Below are 17,578 nucleotides of genomic sequence, written 5' to 3'. Positions count from 1 at the left end.
CTTTGTAGGCTTCCTCTTTTACTTTTTGATATTCCTTTGTTTTATAGCCTATACTGTTCAATATGTTATTTGTTTGCTTTCGCCACTCTGCTCTCGGATTGATTACTATAATATCTTTTATAGCTTGGACCTCTTTTTTGGTCTCTTGAAGCTCTAATTTCATTTTCTTTTGCTCCAGCTCCATATTGATGAGTAACTGTAACTGTGGGCTTAGCTCCGATGTAATCACTTGGTTTTTTATTTGTTTCTCCATCTCCTCAAACTTCGTTACATACTTTGCTGTAAATATAACTCCTTTTTCTCCAGTCATTTTGTTTGCTACCATGTCGCAGCCTTTTCTGGTGAGCAGGTAGCAAGGTCTTTCTTCCCCTTTGCTGTCCATATATGTGCTTTCAATGAAGAAATCAACGAATCCAATTTTGGATTGGTTAAGAATTTCGATATACCCTTTGATATCCCTTAATAAATGTGAATGCTGTTTTCCTATCATCTCCGCCACTTCTCTGCTGTCAACTACAAGCTGTCCGTTTTGGTTTATTACGGTTAGTTCGTTCATCACCTTACCTCCTTATGGCTTATATCTGATTGTATTTTTTTTATCAAGCAATCTATATCATTAGTGGTAAACTTATTTTTTATCAATTTAACTACGGCTTTGGTATAATTAGTACATGCTAATTTAACATCGCCTTCAATTGAAATAGTTATTTCCTTTGGTTTCATATATTTATCCCCCTCTTGTAAAGTATATGAAGTGGGACATGTTGTATTTGCAGCATTTTCCTCTTTCTTTTAGGTTTATTTATGTCTTTAAATTTTTTATATTTTTTTAACTAATTAATTTTTCAACTGGAATATTTAATACTTTAGAAATTTGAATTAATTCATCAGCTTTTAATTCTCTTTTCCCATTTTCAATTTTTGATAATTGTGATTGGTTTAGAGATTTTATTAATTTTGCTAACTCGTATTGAGATAATTTCAATTCTTTTCTTATTTGTTTAATTCTATTTCCGACTTCCATTCTCTCACCTCCAATTCTATATTCGAATTAATTACATTATAGAATTGAGTTGATGTATAAACAAGTCTATTTTAGAATTATTTTGTAAAATTATCTCTTATTTGCTCGAATTTACTTAAAATTACTTGACATTTCTATAAAATTGAATTATTCTAAAATCGAATTATTTTAATTCGATTTTTATAAAAAAGGTGATAATATGAATGTTTCAGAAAAAATTAAAGATTTAAGATTAAAAAAAAATATATCAACATATGAGTTGTCTAAAATTACAGGAATACCTCAATCTACAATAAGTAAAATTGAAAACGGGAAACGCAAAATTGATATTGAAATTTTAAATAAAATAGCTACAGCTCTTGACGTGCCTTTAAATTATTTTTTTGATGATAAAACTTATCCTAAAACAAATTCTTTTGAAAAAGTTGATAAAATAATTGAGGGGAATAAAATTGAAACTCTTGCTGCTCATTTTAAAAGTGAAAAATTTACAGACGAGGATATAGAAGATATAGAAAGCTTTATTAGATTTATATTATCCAAAAAGCAAAAATAATATATATCTAAGGGGTGTGGGATAATGGAATATGAAAAACTATTAGATGAAGCAGATGAAAAAAATATTGATGTTATTGAAATGAAATTCAAAGGCAATATTAAAGGGCTTTATTGTAACAATACTATTGCAATAAATCAAAACATTAAAACAAATGCTGAAAAGGTTTGTATTTTAGCTGAAGAAATAGGTCATCACTACACTTCTTCAGGTAATATATTAGAACAATCAAACGTTATTAATATTAAACAAGAAAAAATTGCTCGTAATTGGGCTTATAAAAAATTGGTCGGTATAACCTCAATAATTCAAGCCTACAAAAATGGAATTAGAAATAAATATGAATTGGCTGAATTTTTAAATGTTACTGAAGAATTTTTAGATGAAGCTTTAACTTATTACAAAAATAAATATGGATTATTTTATACTATTGATAATTATATTATTTATTTTGACCCCTTAGCTATTTTAGAAAAGTTTTAATTTTAAAATAAGGAGGGAAAAACTTGTGTTAAATTTGGAAAAATATGATAGTCAACAATATCGTAAATATACTTTAAGATTGGAAATTGATAAAGCTCTTCATACATTAGAGGGAATACTAATAGGAATAACAATCGATAACATTTTAAATGAATATGAATTAAAAGAATTATCAGCTTGGTGTGAATTATATAGTAATTATATAAATAGGCAACCATTGGGAGATATATTGAACACTATAAAAAAATCTATAGAAGATGGAATTATAGATGAAAACGAAAGAGAAGATATTCTCTGGTTATGTAATAATTATAAAATAGGAAATATGTATTTTGATATAATAACTTCCGATGTACAAAGACTTCATGGAATTCTACATGGGATATTAGCTGATGGAGTTATAACAGATTCTGAAATTAAAGCTTTAAAAAATTGGCTTGAAGATAATGAACATTTAATTGGGACATATCCTTATGATGAAATCTATAGTCTTTTAATATCTATTCTTTCTGATGGATTTATTGATGACTATGAAAGAAAAATTCTTAAATTATTTTTAAGCGACTTTGTCGATACAAAATGTTCTTCTAATTTAAATAGAAATGAAATCGAAGAATTAAGGGAAAAAATAAACATTAGTGGTATTTGTTCAATATGTCCTGAAATAATTATTAATAATAAGTTATTTTGCTTTACAGGAACATCTTCTAAAACAACAAGAAAACAAATAAGTGAGGTTATAATTTCATTTGGTGGTAGATATCATGATAAAGTAACAAAAGAAACAGACTATTTAGTCATTGGTAACAACGGAAATCCTTGCTGGGCGTTTTCATGTTATGGAAGAAAAGTTGAACAAGCTGTTAATTTGAGGAAAAAAGGCCATAAAATTTTAATTGTTCATGAGAATGATTTTTGGGATGCTTTAGAATCATTAAAATAAATTATAGGAGATATATTTATGAAAATTGCAATTTATTCTCGTAAATCAAAATTCTCAGAAAAAGGTGAATCAATAGAAAATCAAGTACAACTTTGCAAAGAATATGCTCAAAAACATTTCAACACAAATGAATTTATTATTTATGAAGATGAAGGTTTTTCAGGGAAGAATACTAATAGACCGGAATTTCAGCATTTGATAAAGGACGCCAAAGATAAAAAATTTAACGTCCTAATATGTTATCGTCTTGATAGAATAAGTAGAAATATTGCTGATTTTTCTATGCTTATAAACCAACTTCAAGAGTTTGGAATATCTTTTATTAGTATTAGAGAACAATTTGATACTTCAACCCCAATGGGTAGGGCTATGATGTATATAGCAGGTGTCTTTGCACAGCTTGAAAGGGAAACTATTGCAGAAAGAGTTAGAGATAACATGCTTGAACTTGCAAAGTCGGGTCGCTGGCTTGGTGGGCAAACTCCATTAGGTTTTAATAGCGAAGCAATTCAGTATTATGATGAAAATATGAAACCAAGAAAAATGTATAAGTTATCGCCAATTAATACAGAATTAGAAATAGTTAATCTTATTTATGAAAAATATCTTGAATTAAAATCATTAAGTCAAGTAAACAAATTTTTATTATCGAATCACTATAAAACTAAGCAGCATAAGGATTGGAACAAAAAACAGATACAAGAGATATTAACTAATCCAGTCTATGTAAAATCCTCAAAAGAAGTCGTTGAATACCTAAAAAGTTTAGGCATAACTGTTGTTGGAAAACCAGATTCCAAACATGCATTTTTGACATACAATAAAAAAATAGGAACAAAATCGTATAGGAATATTTCTGAGTGGATAGCAGCAATAAGTAGACATGAAGGCATAATTGATGGAGATAAATGGCTTGAAGTCCAAAAAACATTACAAGTAAATAAAGAGAAAGCTCCAAGATTAGGGAAAACTAATACTGCTCTTTTAACAGGAATATTAAAATGTGCCCATTGTGGGTGCAATATGAGAGTTGCTTATGGACATAATAAAACATATTATTATACTTGCTCACTTAAAGTTGATTCAGGCAAAACAAGATGTTCAAATCCTAATATTAGAGGTGATGAATTAGAAACATTAGTAATAAATAAACTTAAAGATATAACATTGAATCCTGAACAACTTATAAAAAATTTATCTGAACTTAAAGAAACTGCAACAACAAATAATACTGACTTTCTAATAGAAAATTTAGAAAAAAAAATTCATGATATTAAAATGGCTATAAGTAATCTAATTAAACAATTAGCATATATTAATGATGATGATACCGCAAAATACATAAGAGAAGAAATAGAAATTTTAAACAAAGAAATAAAATCTTTAAATAAAGAGAAAACAGATTTAATAGAACAGCAGGAAAAAATTCAACAACAAAAATTAGATCTTGATATGTTTACAAACATATTAAAAAAATTCGGAACATTAATTGACCAGTGTACATTGGAAGAAAAGAAATTCTTAATATCAAGTATAGTAAAATCAATTACATGGGATGGAGAAAAAGGAGATATTAAAATTATACTATTTGGTGAAAATGGCAACGGAAGCATGGGTGGGTTATTGTCGCAAAGTGGTGGGAAAAGCTTCAGTATGCCCAACAAAAAGTCCGCTTTTTTCTCCTCCTACAAAGAGGTTGTCAACCCCTGTAACCTTCATAGAGTTATCCCTCGGTGCCATGGAAAGATACCTTATAGAATTAGCCTTTCCTCCTGAATAGGGGTCTTCAAACCTTACATTTTCAAATCCGGGTATTTTTCTAAGTTTTTCAAGGGGATAATAACTTGTCATAAGCTTTGCATGGCCTGTATCAAGAAGTACAATGTTTTCTGCAAATTCCTTTAGGGCATACTGCTGGCAGACCTTCATGTTAAGCTTTTCTAAGTTTACATCCTCCTTTGGAATCTCAATGATATAAACCCCATCCCTCTCTAAACTTTCCCTTATTTCATCCGACAGTGATTCTTTGTTTAATTTGCATGAGCCGCTCATAGCTCCATAGCTGTCATCTCCCCTCATGCCAAGTATATCCTCAACCCCTGCTCTTTTGCTTATGCTTATTCTCGGACCATAGGATGGGCATCTTAATATGCACATGGAGCATCCTTTTCCATATCTTAAGCAGTTGCCCATAGGCCCCGTCGAGCCAGTAGTTTCAATAAAAACATCACCCTCGATAAAGGTTCCGTCATACAGATATATTCCCTTTATTGAATTTCTTTCAAGTTCAACATCGACTACCCTTGCTTCAAATAAAATATTTATATTTTTTTCTAAAAGATATCTTCTTACAGTTGGCTCCATCTTTATAACATCATATAAAGTCGCATGCTTGTGGCCTGGAAATTCAACATTTTTATGCCTTGCACATTTATCTGCAAGCTCAAATAAATCCCCTCCCCCTAATTCAATCATCTCCTGAGCTGCGGTGTATCTTCCATTATTTCTCATAATTCCTCCAACATTTCCAAGGCCTAAGAGCATATCCGTCCTTTCAATAAGTAAAACGTCAGCACCGCACTTTTTAGCCTCAAGGGCTGCTGCGCATCCTGACCAGCCGCCTCCAATTACCACAACCTTCATGAATTAAATCCCCCTTAAAAATACTTCCTTAGGATTATACTGCTGCTTGCAGGCTCTTATTTTTACATTATTTCTTCCCTTAATTATGCAGCTTCCGCATATACCCTCTCCACAGCACATAGTGCTGTTGTTAACTGTTGCAAAATTTATATACTTATCGATTCCATATATAAAGTTTATAACTTTTTCATGAAAATCATCGCTGCCTGCAGAAAGCACCGTTTTAAAATTCCATTTCTTTATAAGCTGCTCTATTTGCTTTTTATATTCATACTTTAGCTCTCCATCTGTATTTAAAAATGAAACATCTTCAACTATACACCCGAGGGATAAAAAATAGGGCTTTGAAAAGTTTTGTCTGCTTCTTCCCCTGTCTAAAAACACATATACCTCATTTTTATTTATTTTAAGTTTTTTAGCTGCTAAAACTGCTGGAGCCGAGGCAATACCCCTTGATAATATAAGGCAGCTGTTATTTTTAAGCTCATTTAAATATTTTTGCCCTTGTATTCCATTAAAATAAGGTCCCTTAACTAATATTTCATCTTCACATTCGAAAAGGGCCTTGCTTTTTATGCCTTCTCTTTTTATTACAACAGTAATAATATCAGTTTCAATATCGCTGTTTAAAATTGAAATAGGAGTGCTGAAGAATTCTGCATCCTTTTCATTTTTAAGAAATACAAAAGCTCCAATATTGTTTAAATCCCTTGAAAGCTCTTTATTTACTTTTATATCAAGTTTTAAAATATCTTCTCTAAAGTATTCTCTTTTTTCTATTTTAAATTTTTTAAACTCCCTTATTTTTTTACTTTTACAACCATTCCAAAGGAATTCTTGGTATATACAGGTTCCTTTCCAATTTAAGCAGTCGCAAAACTCCTTTCCGTGAAGTTGAGAACAGATTATGCATTCTCCCTTTGAGGCAAGCTCGCAAGGGCAATAAGGACTCCCTGCATCAATACAATCTATATACTTAAACACAACTAAACCCCCTTCCATATATTCAGATTATTCCTGAAGGGGGCTTTTGGTTACTTTATATTTGCCATTCTTTTCATCATTTCCTTTAAATTCTCTGCAAAGTTCTTCCTTTTAACTTCCATGTCGCTGATTATAGGGTACTTGCCAACTGCAGTATCCTTAGCATATACAACCACATTTCCTAATATTTCATTTTCCTTTACAGGGGAGAAAATAACCGAAGGAGCATAAACTTCCATTTTGATGCTGTTTATTTCATCTTCAGTAACAGGTATATAAAGATCCTTTTCTATTTTCCCTGCAATATATTTTTTTTCTCCTCCATAAACTTTAAATGATTTTATCAGCTCATCCCTGCTTAGAATTTTAATATACTTGTAATTTTTCTCCGCATAATCGGCAAGCTTTTTAGCATCGTTCCACCTGTCGCTGCTGTTTAAGACAACACATATATATCTTCCATAGGGGTTTTTAACCGAGGCTACAAAACATTTTCCTGCCTTTCCTGTAGAGCCGGTTTTAACTCCATCGGAATTAGGATATTGATATAGAAATTTATTTATGTTGTTATAACTTCGTGTGAATTTTCCGCTTTCTCCAGAATCTATTTCTTTTGTAGATGAAATTTTAGCAAAAGTTTCATTTTTCATCGCATAAGCAGTTATTTTAGCAAGATCCTTTGCTGTTGTATAGTGATTTTCCATATCAAGACCATGGGGGCTTTTAAAACTTGTATCATATGCCCCTATCTCAAAAGCTTTATCTGTCATAAGCTTTGAAAACTCTTCAACGCTTCCTGATATGTGCTCTGCAATAGCTATTGCAGCATCGTTCCCAGAGCGCATCATAAGACCATATAAAAGTTCCTCGAGGGATAGCTTTTCATCCTTTTTATATCCAACCACAGAGCCCTTTATCGATGAAGCTCTGCTTGAAATAGTAACTGTATCCTTTAGGTTTCCCCTTTCAATGGCAACAATTGCTGTCATAATTTTAGTAGTACTTGCCATTGGAAGAAGGCTGTTTTCATTTTTAGAATACAATATTCTTCCTGAATCCTGATCTATTACTACTGCTGACAGGCATTTTAAATTTATGTTTTTTTGAGGGCTGTAAGCAAAACCTGATAGTAAAATGATAATAAAAAAAAGAAAGGATACTTTCTTAAATTTCATATTAAATCCTCCAAACATAGTCACAGGATTTATAATTTATGATGTTTCAGATATAAAAGTTAAACTTAGCCCATATTGCTAAAATAATCTGCAATATGGGCTCAAAATTTTATTTAAGTAGCATTAAAAGCCGAGTTTTCTTCCTGAGAATTTTCTTTTTCTTTATCTTTTTTAAATAGCGCTGTAATTTCTTCAATAAACTCAGGTATGTTGTCGATTATTCTCTCTATTGAGCCTGCCTGAGCTACAGGAAGAAGCCTTACATAATCAGATTTTACAACGAGAAAAGCAACCGGCTGAAGGGATACTCCTGCTCCGCTTCCTCCGCCAAAGGGGAGCTTAGTGTTTTCATCTCCTTTAGAATCTGAACCTTTAAATTCGCTGCCGCCTGAAGCAAAGCCTATACTTACCTTAGAGATAGGAATTATTACTGTTCCGTCCTGAGTTTCAACGGCATCTCCTACAATAGTATTTACATCAATCATCTGCTTCAAATTGTCCATAGTAGTTTTCATTAAAGCTTCAATTGGATGCTCCATATACTACACCACCTTTAAATTTAAAATTGGATTTATAATGAAGAAAAATCCTTAAAAGCTTAAAAAGGAAGGAAAAGACGTTTAAAATCCTAATAGAGATTTTAAAGTCGAGAAACACATCAATCCTTTTGTCTTTTAAATCCGGAACTATATTATATGATGAATCAACTTTTTTTGAAGAAGATTTCAAAAAACAATCTAAAGTGTAAATAAAGGAATTAATCAGTCCATAGGTTATCGCAGTTTTATCAGGAGAGGATAGCCCAAAAGTCATATCAAGTTTAATATATAGTCTTGATTTTTCAATTAAATACTTAACGGGGGGCAGAGATTCTTTTAAAATTTTAAGTATTATTTTAGGAGGAATGTTAATTTTTAAGCCTTTATTTTTCTTCCTTTTCTTATTCTTATCATTTATTTTGATTTTTATAACTTTAAATAAAATAATATTAATAACAACTTTTTTATCCCTGCCGACGTATATTGAAAAAATAATTGTGCTTAAAAGGAAAAATAAAATTACGACTGATATTACAGCTAAAACTATAATTCCCATGATTTACACCTTCAAAAAAAGTTTACTTCATTTTTTTATTTTTCCTCATATTCCAAATTAAATTCAATAAGTTCAGGTAATTCTTTAATATTTTTAAATCCAAAATACTTTAAAAAATCATCGGTGGTGCTGTATAATATAGGCCTTCCAGGAGCATCAAGCCTTCCATTTTCTTTTATAAGCCCTCTTTCGAGAAGAGTTGCAATCGCCCTGTCGCTTCTGACTCCCCTTATTTCATCTATTTCAATCCTTGTTATAGGCTGTTTATAGGCTATAATAGATAAAGTCTCAAGAGCTGCCTGGGAGAGATTCTGCCTTCCTTCAGGTTTAATAAGCTTTTTTATATATTCTCCATATTCAGGTTTTGTTGAAAGCTGTATTTTATTATTAAATCTTATGATATAAAGTCCTCTGTCTGCAGATTTATAACTTTCTTCGAGCATCTCTATAACAGTTTCAGCCCTTTTTTCGCTAACTCCCGCTGCATAAGCTAAATCCTTTATTGAAATTGGGTCACCAGCAGCAAACAATACAGCTTCTATTATTCCCTTAAGTCTTTCGTCATCATCTTCAAATTGGAAGTCTATTAGGAAATCTTCCATAGTTCATCCTGCCCTTCTATTATGATTTCTTCAAAGTTTTTATATTGAATTGCAGTTATAAACCTCAGCTTTATAAGCTCAAGCATTGCAAGAAAAGTAACTACTATTTCAAGCTTTGACTTTGCATTTTCAAAAAACTTTTCAAAGGATACTCTTTTATATTTATATACCATATTTTTAATATAATCCATCTTATCTTCTATTCTGAATTCATCATAATCTATATCCTTTGGTATTTCACTTCTTTTATTAAATCTATTTTCATAGGTTTTAATAACTCTTTTATATGCTGTCATGAGATTTTCAACGGTTATGTTTTTAAAATATACATCTTTGTTTTCAATATCATCTATTATCTCAGGACTTTTAAAAAATATAGCTCCGCACTTTTCAAATTCTTTGAGCCTTTCAGCGAATTCCTTATATTTTTTATACTCAACAAGTTTTTCAACAAGCTCCTTCCTTGGGTCTATATCCGCCGATTCTTCATTATCACTTATATTTACCTTTGGAAGGAGCATCTTTGATTTTATTTCAAGAAGAGTTGATGCCATAACTAAAAACTCGCTGGCAATCTCAAGATCCAGTTCCTCCATGGCTTTAAGATAAGAAATATACTGCTCTGTAATTTCAGCAATAGGTATATCATATATATCTACTTCTGATTTTTTTATTAAGTGCAAAAGAAGGTCTAACGGACCTTCAAACATTTCAAGTTTAATATTTATAGACATATCATCACCATCATAAAATTATTGTTATTATATTCAATATAAATATTTTAACTGTATGTATTAAAAAAGATAAAAAATAGCTAACCTGAGGTATCCAAAGAAGAGCAAATAGTAAAACCATACCCCATCTTTCAAGGCTGTATATAAAATCCGCAATCCTTCCTCCAAAAAGCTCTGCAAATATCTTTGAGCCATCGAGGGGTGGTATAGGTATAAGGTTGAAAACAAAAAGCCCAGTATTTATTGTAAAAAGTTCTCCTAAAAAATATACTACACCCTCACTGCTTGGACTAAAAATAACAAAACAAAGGGCTGTAAAAAAAGAAAGTAAAAGGTTTGATATTGGTCCTGATAGGGATGTTAATATTATTCCAAGCCTTCTGTTTTTATAGTTTCTTGAGCTTATAGGAACAGGTTTTGCCCATCCAAATTTAAATAGAAAAAGTGAAATAATTCCTATAGGGTCTATATGGGCAAGGGGATTTAAAGTAAGCCTTCCATATCTAAAGGGAACATCATCTCCCAAAAGAGTGGATATTAATGCATGGGAATATTCATGTATTGAAAGTGAAATTATTATTGCAATACCAGTTATTAAAAACTGGGCGATATCGTAATTAAACATAGTCAGATCCTCCATTTAATAAATTTATAATCATATCTGCTTTTTTTGATGCTATGCATTCCTTTCTTATATTCAAAGGCAAATTCTCAAAATCCTTTTCAATTTTTATTGAATTTTTATATTTTAAATAGCTTTGTACTCTTAAATCCTCATCAAAAGCTGAATAAAGAAGGCAGTCCTTTATATTCTCCTCAAATAGATGCTTATAAACTTCAAAGTCGCTCATTAAAAGATTACTTTCCAATTTTTTTATTTTTAATGAATACTTTATAAAATTCTCCCCTAAGCATAATAAATCCTTTATTTTATTGAGCACTTCTTCCTTATTTTTATAAAAAATAAGAACCATTTTATCATTGAAATCGAGACCATTAAACTTTATTTCATCATATTCTAAAGATATATATATATTCGATTTTACAATTGATTCAAATATATTGTATCTTTTTATAAATTCAAAGGCCAAAAGAGGATTTTTATCATTTAAAAGGCCATCTATCTCAAGCCTTATCCTTCCTTTAGGAAGTTTTAAAATATACCCTCTTTGCAAAGCTTCTTCCAAACTATTTTGGGTTTCGTCATCAAAATCAAAATCAAATCTTGATGCATATTTAATGCCTCTAAATATCCTTGTCGGATCGTCTTTAAAGCTTTTATCATGGAGTATTTTTATTTTTTTATTTTTAATATCCTCTATTCCTTTAAATGGATCAATGATTTCAAATTTTTCATTCTTTAAACTAACTGCGATAGAATTTATAGTAAAATCTCTTCTTTTCAAATCCTCAATAATATCTGCTGATTTTATAATAGGCTTTGAAGCTGCACTTATATACTTCTCTGCCCTTGCCATTACGAAATCAACATCGAAGCCTTTATAAAAGAACTTTGCTGTATGGTAAAAATTGTTGTATTTAAAATCGCATTTTAAAATATAAGCTATTTTTTCAGCAGCGCTGTAGTGCTCTTCTTCATCTAATTCGCATACAAAATCGAAATCCATTGGCTCTATTCCCATTAAAATATCCCTTACTGCTCCCCCAACAAGATACCCTTCTATATTTAACATCATGAATAAATTCGAAAAAGTTTTAATTATAGCAAAATCTAAAAACCCCATAAGAGCCTCCAAAATCAATAAAAACAAAATATATTTTATTATACCACTACTTTTGTTTTTTCTAAACAAAAATTAAAGTGCCCAATAGAGGGCACTGATTGTTTTACCTTAGGGAAAATTTTTTTACCTTCAATTTTTGTACAGGTTCTTTATTATTAAAATATTTAGCTATTTCATCTTTACTGTCTATAGTATAGGATTCACCATTAAAAGTTATTTTAATAGCTTTAACAGTTATATTAGCACTTTGTTCTTTTGATGAATCAATTATTGATGCCTGAAAGCTACAGGTTTTAGAAGTTGAGATCTTATCAAATAAAAGGTTTCCTGTTTTAGATAAAATGCTTACTTTATTGTTGTCAGTACCTAAAATAAGCTCAACTTTTGCATCATTAGATAGATTATACAGCTCATTCTTGTTTCGTGTAATAGTTATAGTAAATGTGGTTTTATTAGGTACAATCTTTTTATTTATCTGCATATCATTAAAGTTTATATAATTACTAAAATCTTTAAGCTTAAAATTAACTTTTCCAAGGTATATATTTTTAGGCTCTTTAGATGTTGAAAATTCATCGAATTTCATAGAATAATTCATTGTCACATATCCCAAGTCATATTCACCAATCTTTGAAGCTTTCAGCTTTACAGTGAATTCTTTAGCCTCTGGTGTTTTGTTGCTTTTGTTTTCAAAAACTACATTCTCTACATATCCTGTTAATCGTCCATTTTCAATTTTCCAGCCGTTAGGAAGACTGCAAGCTGTCAATCCTGAAGGTATGTCTTGAGTAATAGTTATATTTTCATAAACAACTGATTTATTTATTATTTTATATGTCTCCTGCATTAAAGTGTCAATGGATTGAGGATTGCTTGTATAATAGGAAACCCCTCCTGATATAGCCGCTAAATTATCTATATATTCCTTTTTAACATCTCCATTTTCAGTATCAACGCCTATTACGTTCAATTTTACTCCCATTCTGCTCAATTCTTTTGCTGCATTATTAGCCTCTTCTCCTGCTGTATAATCATATGAACTTCCAATTCCAGCTAATTTACCATTGCTATCAAAATATAATGAAGGCATACCATCGGTAAGCAATATAATATATTTATCGTTACCCGAATTATCTAAAGAAAAATATTCTTTTGCTTTTAATAATCCAGCCTCAAGATTTGTTCCACCTTCGGCATACATATTATTAATTTTATTTTTTAATGCATTTATGTTCTGCTGACTGTTTGAGTCTATTAATGTATTGCAATTGTTATTGTTTACATAAGTATCAAAATCTATCAATCCAATTTTGTCCCCAGCAATACTTTTTAAAAATATCAAATCCATCAATTTTTTTGCAGACTCAGAAGCATAATACATTTTTGTGTTAACATATCTATCATCTGTCTTGTCAATTATTTGATACCTGCCATTAATTTTTATCTGTGCCATTGAACCTGATGAATCCATTATAAGAACTATTGAAACAGGTTTTCTTGTAAGATTTAAGATGCCTTTTGGATTTATGCTATAATTTAAAGTAAGTTCTTGATCTAAATATAAATTATCACTGCTCTTATTTGCATTAAAATCCAAGTCTACCCCGAAATCTCTCATACTAACTTTTATGCTTCCTAATTCTGCCTTCCTTATGCCTTCCGAATTACCTAATATGCTATTTTTAGTATAATTAATTTGCGCCTCTCCTAAATCTATATCCCCAGCCTTTTTTGCTTTAAAAGATATTTTAAAATTAAATGGCTGAGGTGCAGACTGATTATTTTTAAATTCAATATCATTAATTTGTCCTGTAACTTTACCATTTTCAACTTTAAATCCTTCTGGAAGGCTCGACTTATCTGCTTCTATTCCTTCAGGAAGAACATATTCAAAATTGATATTGCTATATACAATTGATTTATTTATAACGCTGTATATATTCTGCATTATAGAATCAACTTCATCAGGATTTTTAGTTGTAAATTTTAAGCCTCCCCCAGCACTTGCTGCTGCATTTAAAAAGTCATCATTTATATCGTTATCCTTTGTTTTCAGGCCAATAAAGTGAGTCTTTACTCCCATATTCTTTAAATCATTTAAAACATTTATTGCTTTATCTGCCGCATTTTCGTCATAACCGCTTCCAAGCCCCTTAATATTTCCATCAGATTGCATATAAAATGTTGGATTGCCGTCGGTTAATACGATAATATGTTTTTCATTACTATCGTTATTAAAATATTCCTTTGAAAGAAGAAGTGCCGATTCTAAGTTCGTTCCTCCAACTACATCAGAGATAGAGCTTACAGCAAACATCTTATTAATTTTATCTTTATAATCATTTAAAGTACTGTTATCTATATATTTCAAACTGCTGCATATACTCGTGGTATACTTTGTTTTCCAAGTACCCCAATAATAACCGTAAGAATTATATACATATCTATTGCTGCTATTATTGTTTACATAAGTATCAAAGTCAACCAAACCTGCCTTGTCATTGCTTATTCTATTATTATATATAGTATCCATTAATTTTTTAGCAGCTTCCTTAGATTTATCTATTTTACTATTTTCTTTCATTGAACCTGAGGTATCCATTACAAGTATTATAGAAACAGGTTTCCTTTCAATACTTACTTGTCCTTGAGGCTCAATTGTAAATGATGTTTCAAATTTCTCATCTGAATAAATTTCTGTTTTATTGTTTTGAGCTGTAAACTTAAGATTAGTTGTATCATTATAAGAGCTGCTGTTAGAATCCTTCAAAACTATTTTTACTGCTGCCTCAGCAGTTTTTAAGTTTCCGTTTCCCTGATTATTTTTATAAGTAACTGTAATCTTCCCTAAATCGCTAAGATTTTTAATATCAATGTTTTCTTTTGCTTTTAAAACAATATTATACTCTATATATTTTCCTGTTTCCTTAGACAGTCCTGATGCTGTCAAAAGTTGATTTTTAAAAACTGCATTAGGAAGATTTGATGATATGTAATAAAACTTATCTGAAACAGCATAACTTAAACTAATAGGAACACTATTATCAAAATCCTTAGCTTTTCCGTTAATGTAGTATCTATACACCACATTAACTTCTTTATCCTTTGCAATAGTACTGCTGCTATCCACGAATACATAGGCTTCGGCTTCGTAGTCTTTAATAATGCTTGCATAAGCTGCATTATTAAAACACTGCATTATAATGAATAAAAACATTAGAAAAATAGAAATAAATTTTTTTTTCACCCTGCCACCTCCTATTTTTTTATTATTTGTCTTCTTGTATTAATTAATATGTCAGTAGTTTTTGGATAACCTGAATATACTTCCTTTGTATATAAATCTTGAAGCATAATGCCCTTCGAAAAAAATTGATACAATTTTAAGCAGTCGTCGCTTCTATTATAATCATAATAATTCATTATCTCCTTAGAAATTTCTTTATCCCACTCTAAAGTTATATTTTTGCCTTTTAAAATTATATCGCCTAAGCTTATAATATTCCCATAAATTTTGGTATCTTTATCGCTGTCTATGGTTATGTTTTTAGAGCCTGCTATTAAAACTTTATAACCATCTAAATTATAATCTTTAACATCAACATTTTCTTTATTTAAGTTAATATCTATATTATCATTAGAAAGCCTTATATAAATTTTCTTATCTTTATTGATTAGTTTAATATCACCATTTAAGCAATCAAAATCTAAATAATACTTTAAGAAGTTAAACCTTTCATCACCAATACCGCTTATTTGAGATTTCAATCCCTTATCTTCGAATTTTATCTTTTTAATTATTTCAGTTTTTTTAGCATCTGCTGTTAGTGATGCAGTATCCTTTATTGAGTTGTTTGGTTCAAGATAAAGATTATTGTTAGCTATAAACAAAAACGGGTAATAGCTGCTATCTGCTTTATTTAATTCTATTTGAGATTTATTTATTTCAAAATCAAATTCATCAGGCTTATTTATATGATTATTTAAATATGTGTCAACATAATTTTTTGAATTATTTATAACTTCAGCTCTGTTCCCAATTTTATTCAGCGTATCCCAAACATCAAACATACTAATCTTTGAAAATTCATCTTCTTTATTATTTATATCCAAATAATAATCTCTATAATTAAATCCATCCATTTTATATGTATATATATTAAAATTAGGAGTAATAGCTGTAGTTTCAAAGGTTTTGAATATACGGTTGTCTGAATTTTTCAATTCATCAATAAAAGCCGTACCAAACAGATAAACCTTTCCATCTATTTTCAGCTTCGCAGAATCATCGTTAACAACTATTGATGATGAATTGTTAAAATTGGTGTCATCGTTTGACTGCTCAAAGGAAATCAAATCTTTTTTTATATATACGCTGTTACTGTTATTATTTTGATTTTCAGCATATAAGGAGACATTATCAGAAATATATACATTTTCATCAAAATTTAATGATGAGTTGTAAGCTTCCTCGTCAGTAACAACTGAGTTGCAGTAGGTATCCTTTTCAACCGTAATTTTTGAATTTGGAGCTGATGTTCTAATATAACCGCTGTTTAAATAATATCTATCTTTATCCTCCCCATCAATAATACCCTCTTTTTCTTCAATTCCCCCTACTACAGCCATTCCATTAACTATTAAATTACCGCTTATATTATCACTTAAATTAAATTCAGACTTATTAACAGAGGATTCCTTTAATCCATCTAATGTGTTTTCATTAATTCCTGCAATAATTCCTCCATACTTATTATAAGGCGCATTTTCACTCAGCCTATTTCCAGAGCCCCTTACATATATATCTCCACTTATAGACGCAGTATTATCTCCATTTATTATTAAAAGATTTTTTCCTGACAATATACAATAATCAAGCAAAGGATTATATCCTTTTTTTTCAATGTTTTTGCTTATGTTTTCTGTGTTTTCTTTAAAAGGAGTAAAGGTGAAATTTGTAAACAGCATTCTCTCAACCTTTTTACTATTTAAGGATGTCTTAACTATTAAAGAATCTACTAAACCTTTATCGCTTTCATAAAATAATCTGCTGTGGTCCTTGATGCTTTGAAACAAACTATTATCAGAGTCAGAATAGAATTGATAAGTTATATTTACACCACTTGATGTCATTTTTCCAATATCTTCATTTATCTTTGCTTTAATGTCTTCCCACTTTAAATCAGAAGGTAATTCCATCGTACCTGTTTTTATAGGCAATGCTATTTCATTATTCAAATACTTAGTTAATTTATCCACATAATAATCATGGAAAATTATTTTCATTAAAGCCTCAAAATTATCTGTTTCATAGGCTGCTTTTATTCTTTCATCCTCTAAATTAGGCTCCCCTAAAGGAGTAAAGCAGTATTCGTTTACTGAGTTTTTAGCTGCGTTCCCTACTGCATTCATATAATTTATTATTATATTAGTTGCTGCATCGGTATAATAAAAGGCCTCATTTTTATTTTTATAATTTGCGCTCTGCCTTAGGGATGATAATGCTATTTCCATAAGTCCAGCACTTAAGGTAAATAATACTACTATTATTAGAATAACAAATATCATAGCAGAACCTTTTTTCTTTTTCACAG

Annotated in this window: 16 protein-coding genes and 2 pseudogenes; 4 read left to right on the top strand and 14 right to left on the bottom strand. The window is 30.0% G+C overall.

Annotation, left to right across the window (positions count from 1 at the left end; genetic code table 11):
- From B5D15_RS03990 to B5D15_RS03985, 3 genes are all read right to left on the bottom strand, one after another.
- On the bottom strand, positions 1 to 556 hold a 556-nt coding region (locus B5D15_RS03990), incomplete at its 3' end, for a Rha family transcriptional regulator (protein WP_078695819.1).
- A complete protein-coding gene (locus B5D15_RS15370) occupies positions 556 to 723 on the bottom strand; it encodes a hypothetical protein (RefSeq protein WP_179122183.1) in 168 nt (55 codons plus the stop codon). The genes B5D15_RS15370 and B5D15_RS03990, both read right to left, overlap by 1 nt.
- Positions 724 to 829: 106 nt before the next feature.
- The gene (locus tag B5D15_RS03985) at positions 830 to 1,024 is read right to left on the bottom strand and encodes a helix-turn-helix domain-containing protein (RefSeq protein ID WP_078695818.1); all 195 of its coding nucleotides are present in this window, start codon (positions 1,022 to 1,024) and stop codon (positions 830 to 832) included.
- 199 nt (positions 1,025 to 1,223) lie between these two features.
- Between B5D15_RS03985 and B5D15_RS03980 the strand changes: the two genes are divergently transcribed.
- From B5D15_RS03980 to B5D15_RS15830, 4 genes and pseudogenes are all read left to right on the top strand, one after another.
- Positions 1,224 to 1,580, top strand: coding sequence for a helix-turn-helix domain-containing protein (locus tag B5D15_RS03980; RefSeq protein ID WP_078695817.1), 357 nt, complete (start codon positions 1,224 to 1,226; stop codon positions 1,578 to 1,580).
- A 24-nt stretch (positions 1,581 to 1,604) separates the two neighbouring features.
- Positions 1,605 to 2,063, top strand: a complete 459-nt coding sequence (locus B5D15_RS03975; protein ID WP_078695816.1) for an ImmA/IrrE family metallo-endopeptidase — start codon at positions 1,605 to 1,607, stop codon at positions 2,061 to 2,063.
- 25 nt (positions 2,064 to 2,088) lie between these two features.
- A complete protein-coding gene (locus B5D15_RS03970) occupies positions 2,089 to 3,006 on the top strand; it encodes a BRCT domain-containing protein (protein ID WP_207651446.1) in 918 nt (305 codons plus the stop codon).
- Between the two features lie 18 nt (positions 3,007 to 3,024).
- Positions 3,025 to 4,152 (top strand): annotated as a pseudogene (locus tag B5D15_RS15830) (recombinase family protein); the annotation flags it as partial.
- Positions 4,153 to 4,641: 489 nt separating this feature from the next.
- On the opposite strand, the pseudogene B5D15_RS03960 reads toward B5D15_RS15830, so the two are convergent.
- The 11 genes and pseudogenes from B5D15_RS03960 to B5D15_RS03910 all read right to left on the bottom strand — a co-directional run.
- Positions 4,642 to 5,649: pseudogene (locus B5D15_RS03960) on the bottom strand (FAD-dependent oxidoreductase); the annotation flags it as partial.
- A gap of 3 nt (positions 5,650 to 5,652) precedes the next feature.
- The gene (locus B5D15_RS03955; protein WP_179122182.1) at positions 5,653 to 6,633 is read right to left on the bottom strand and encodes a sulfide/dihydroorotate dehydrogenase-like FAD/NAD-binding protein; all 981 of its coding nucleotides are present in this window, start codon (positions 6,631 to 6,633) and stop codon (positions 5,653 to 5,655) included.
- A 50-nt stretch (positions 6,634 to 6,683) separates the two neighbouring features.
- Positions 6,684 to 7,808: a D-alanyl-D-alanine carboxypeptidase family protein gene (locus B5D15_RS03950; protein WP_179122181.1), complete on the bottom strand. Its 1,125-nt coding sequence runs from the start codon at positions 7,806 to 7,808 to the stop codon at positions 6,684 to 6,686.
- A gap of 113 nt (positions 7,809 to 7,921) precedes the next feature.
- Positions 7,922 to 8,347, bottom strand: a complete 426-nt coding sequence (ytfJ, locus tag B5D15_RS03945) for a GerW family sporulation protein (protein WP_078695813.1) — start codon at positions 8,345 to 8,347, stop codon at positions 7,922 to 7,924.
- The gene (locus B5D15_RS03940; RefSeq protein ID WP_078695812.1) at positions 8,331 to 8,903 is read right to left on the bottom strand and encodes a hypothetical protein; all 573 of its coding nucleotides are present in this window, start codon (positions 8,901 to 8,903) and stop codon (positions 8,331 to 8,333) included. The genes ytfJ and B5D15_RS03940 overlap by 17 nt, the downstream gene beginning before the upstream one ends.
- A gap of 35 nt (positions 8,904 to 8,938) precedes the next feature.
- Positions 8,939 to 9,505 carry an SMC-Scp complex subunit ScpB gene (scpB, locus tag B5D15_RS03935; RefSeq protein WP_078695811.1) on the bottom strand — a complete coding sequence of 189 codons (567 nt, stop codon included), beginning with the start codon at positions 9,503 to 9,505 and terminating at the stop codon, positions 8,939 to 8,941.
- On the bottom strand, positions 9,490 to 10,239 hold the full coding sequence (locus B5D15_RS03930) for a segregation/condensation protein A (protein ID WP_078695810.1): 750 nt from the start codon (positions 10,237 to 10,239) through the stop codon (positions 9,490 to 9,492). Before B5D15_RS03930 ends, scpB begins: the two co-directional genes overlap by 16 nt.
- 10 nt (positions 10,240 to 10,249) lie before the next feature.
- Positions 10,250 to 10,864, bottom strand: a complete 615-nt coding sequence (locus B5D15_RS03925) for a site-2 protease family protein (protein WP_078695809.1) — start codon at positions 10,862 to 10,864, stop codon at positions 10,250 to 10,252.
- Positions 10,857 to 11,984 (bottom strand): tRNA nucleotidyltransferase/poly(A) polymerase family protein, encoded by a 1,128-nt coding sequence (locus tag B5D15_RS03920; RefSeq protein ID WP_078695808.1) that lies wholly within the window; start codon positions 11,982 to 11,984, stop codon positions 10,857 to 10,859. The genes B5D15_RS03925 and B5D15_RS03920 overlap by 8 nt, the downstream gene beginning before the upstream one ends.
- 103 nt (positions 11,985 to 12,087) lie before the next feature.
- Entirely contained in the window at positions 12,088 to 15,231 is a 3,144-nt protein-coding gene (locus tag B5D15_RS03915; protein WP_078695807.1) for a vWA domain-containing protein, read from the bottom strand.
- Between the two features lie 11 nt (positions 15,232 to 15,242).
- Positions 15,243 to 17,576: a pilus assembly PilX N-terminal domain-containing protein gene (locus tag B5D15_RS03910; protein ID WP_143287185.1), complete on the bottom strand. Its 2,334-nt coding sequence runs from the start codon at positions 17,574 to 17,576 to the stop codon at positions 15,243 to 15,245.
- Positions 17,577 to 17,578: the final 2 nt, after the last annotated feature.

This window comes from Caloramator quimbayensis (assembly GCF_900167605.1).
GTDB lineage: Bacteria > Bacillota > Clostridia > Clostridiales > Caloramatoraceae > Caloramator_B > Caloramator_B quimbayensis.
This window is presented reverse-complemented; position numbering and strand designations above follow the sequence as displayed.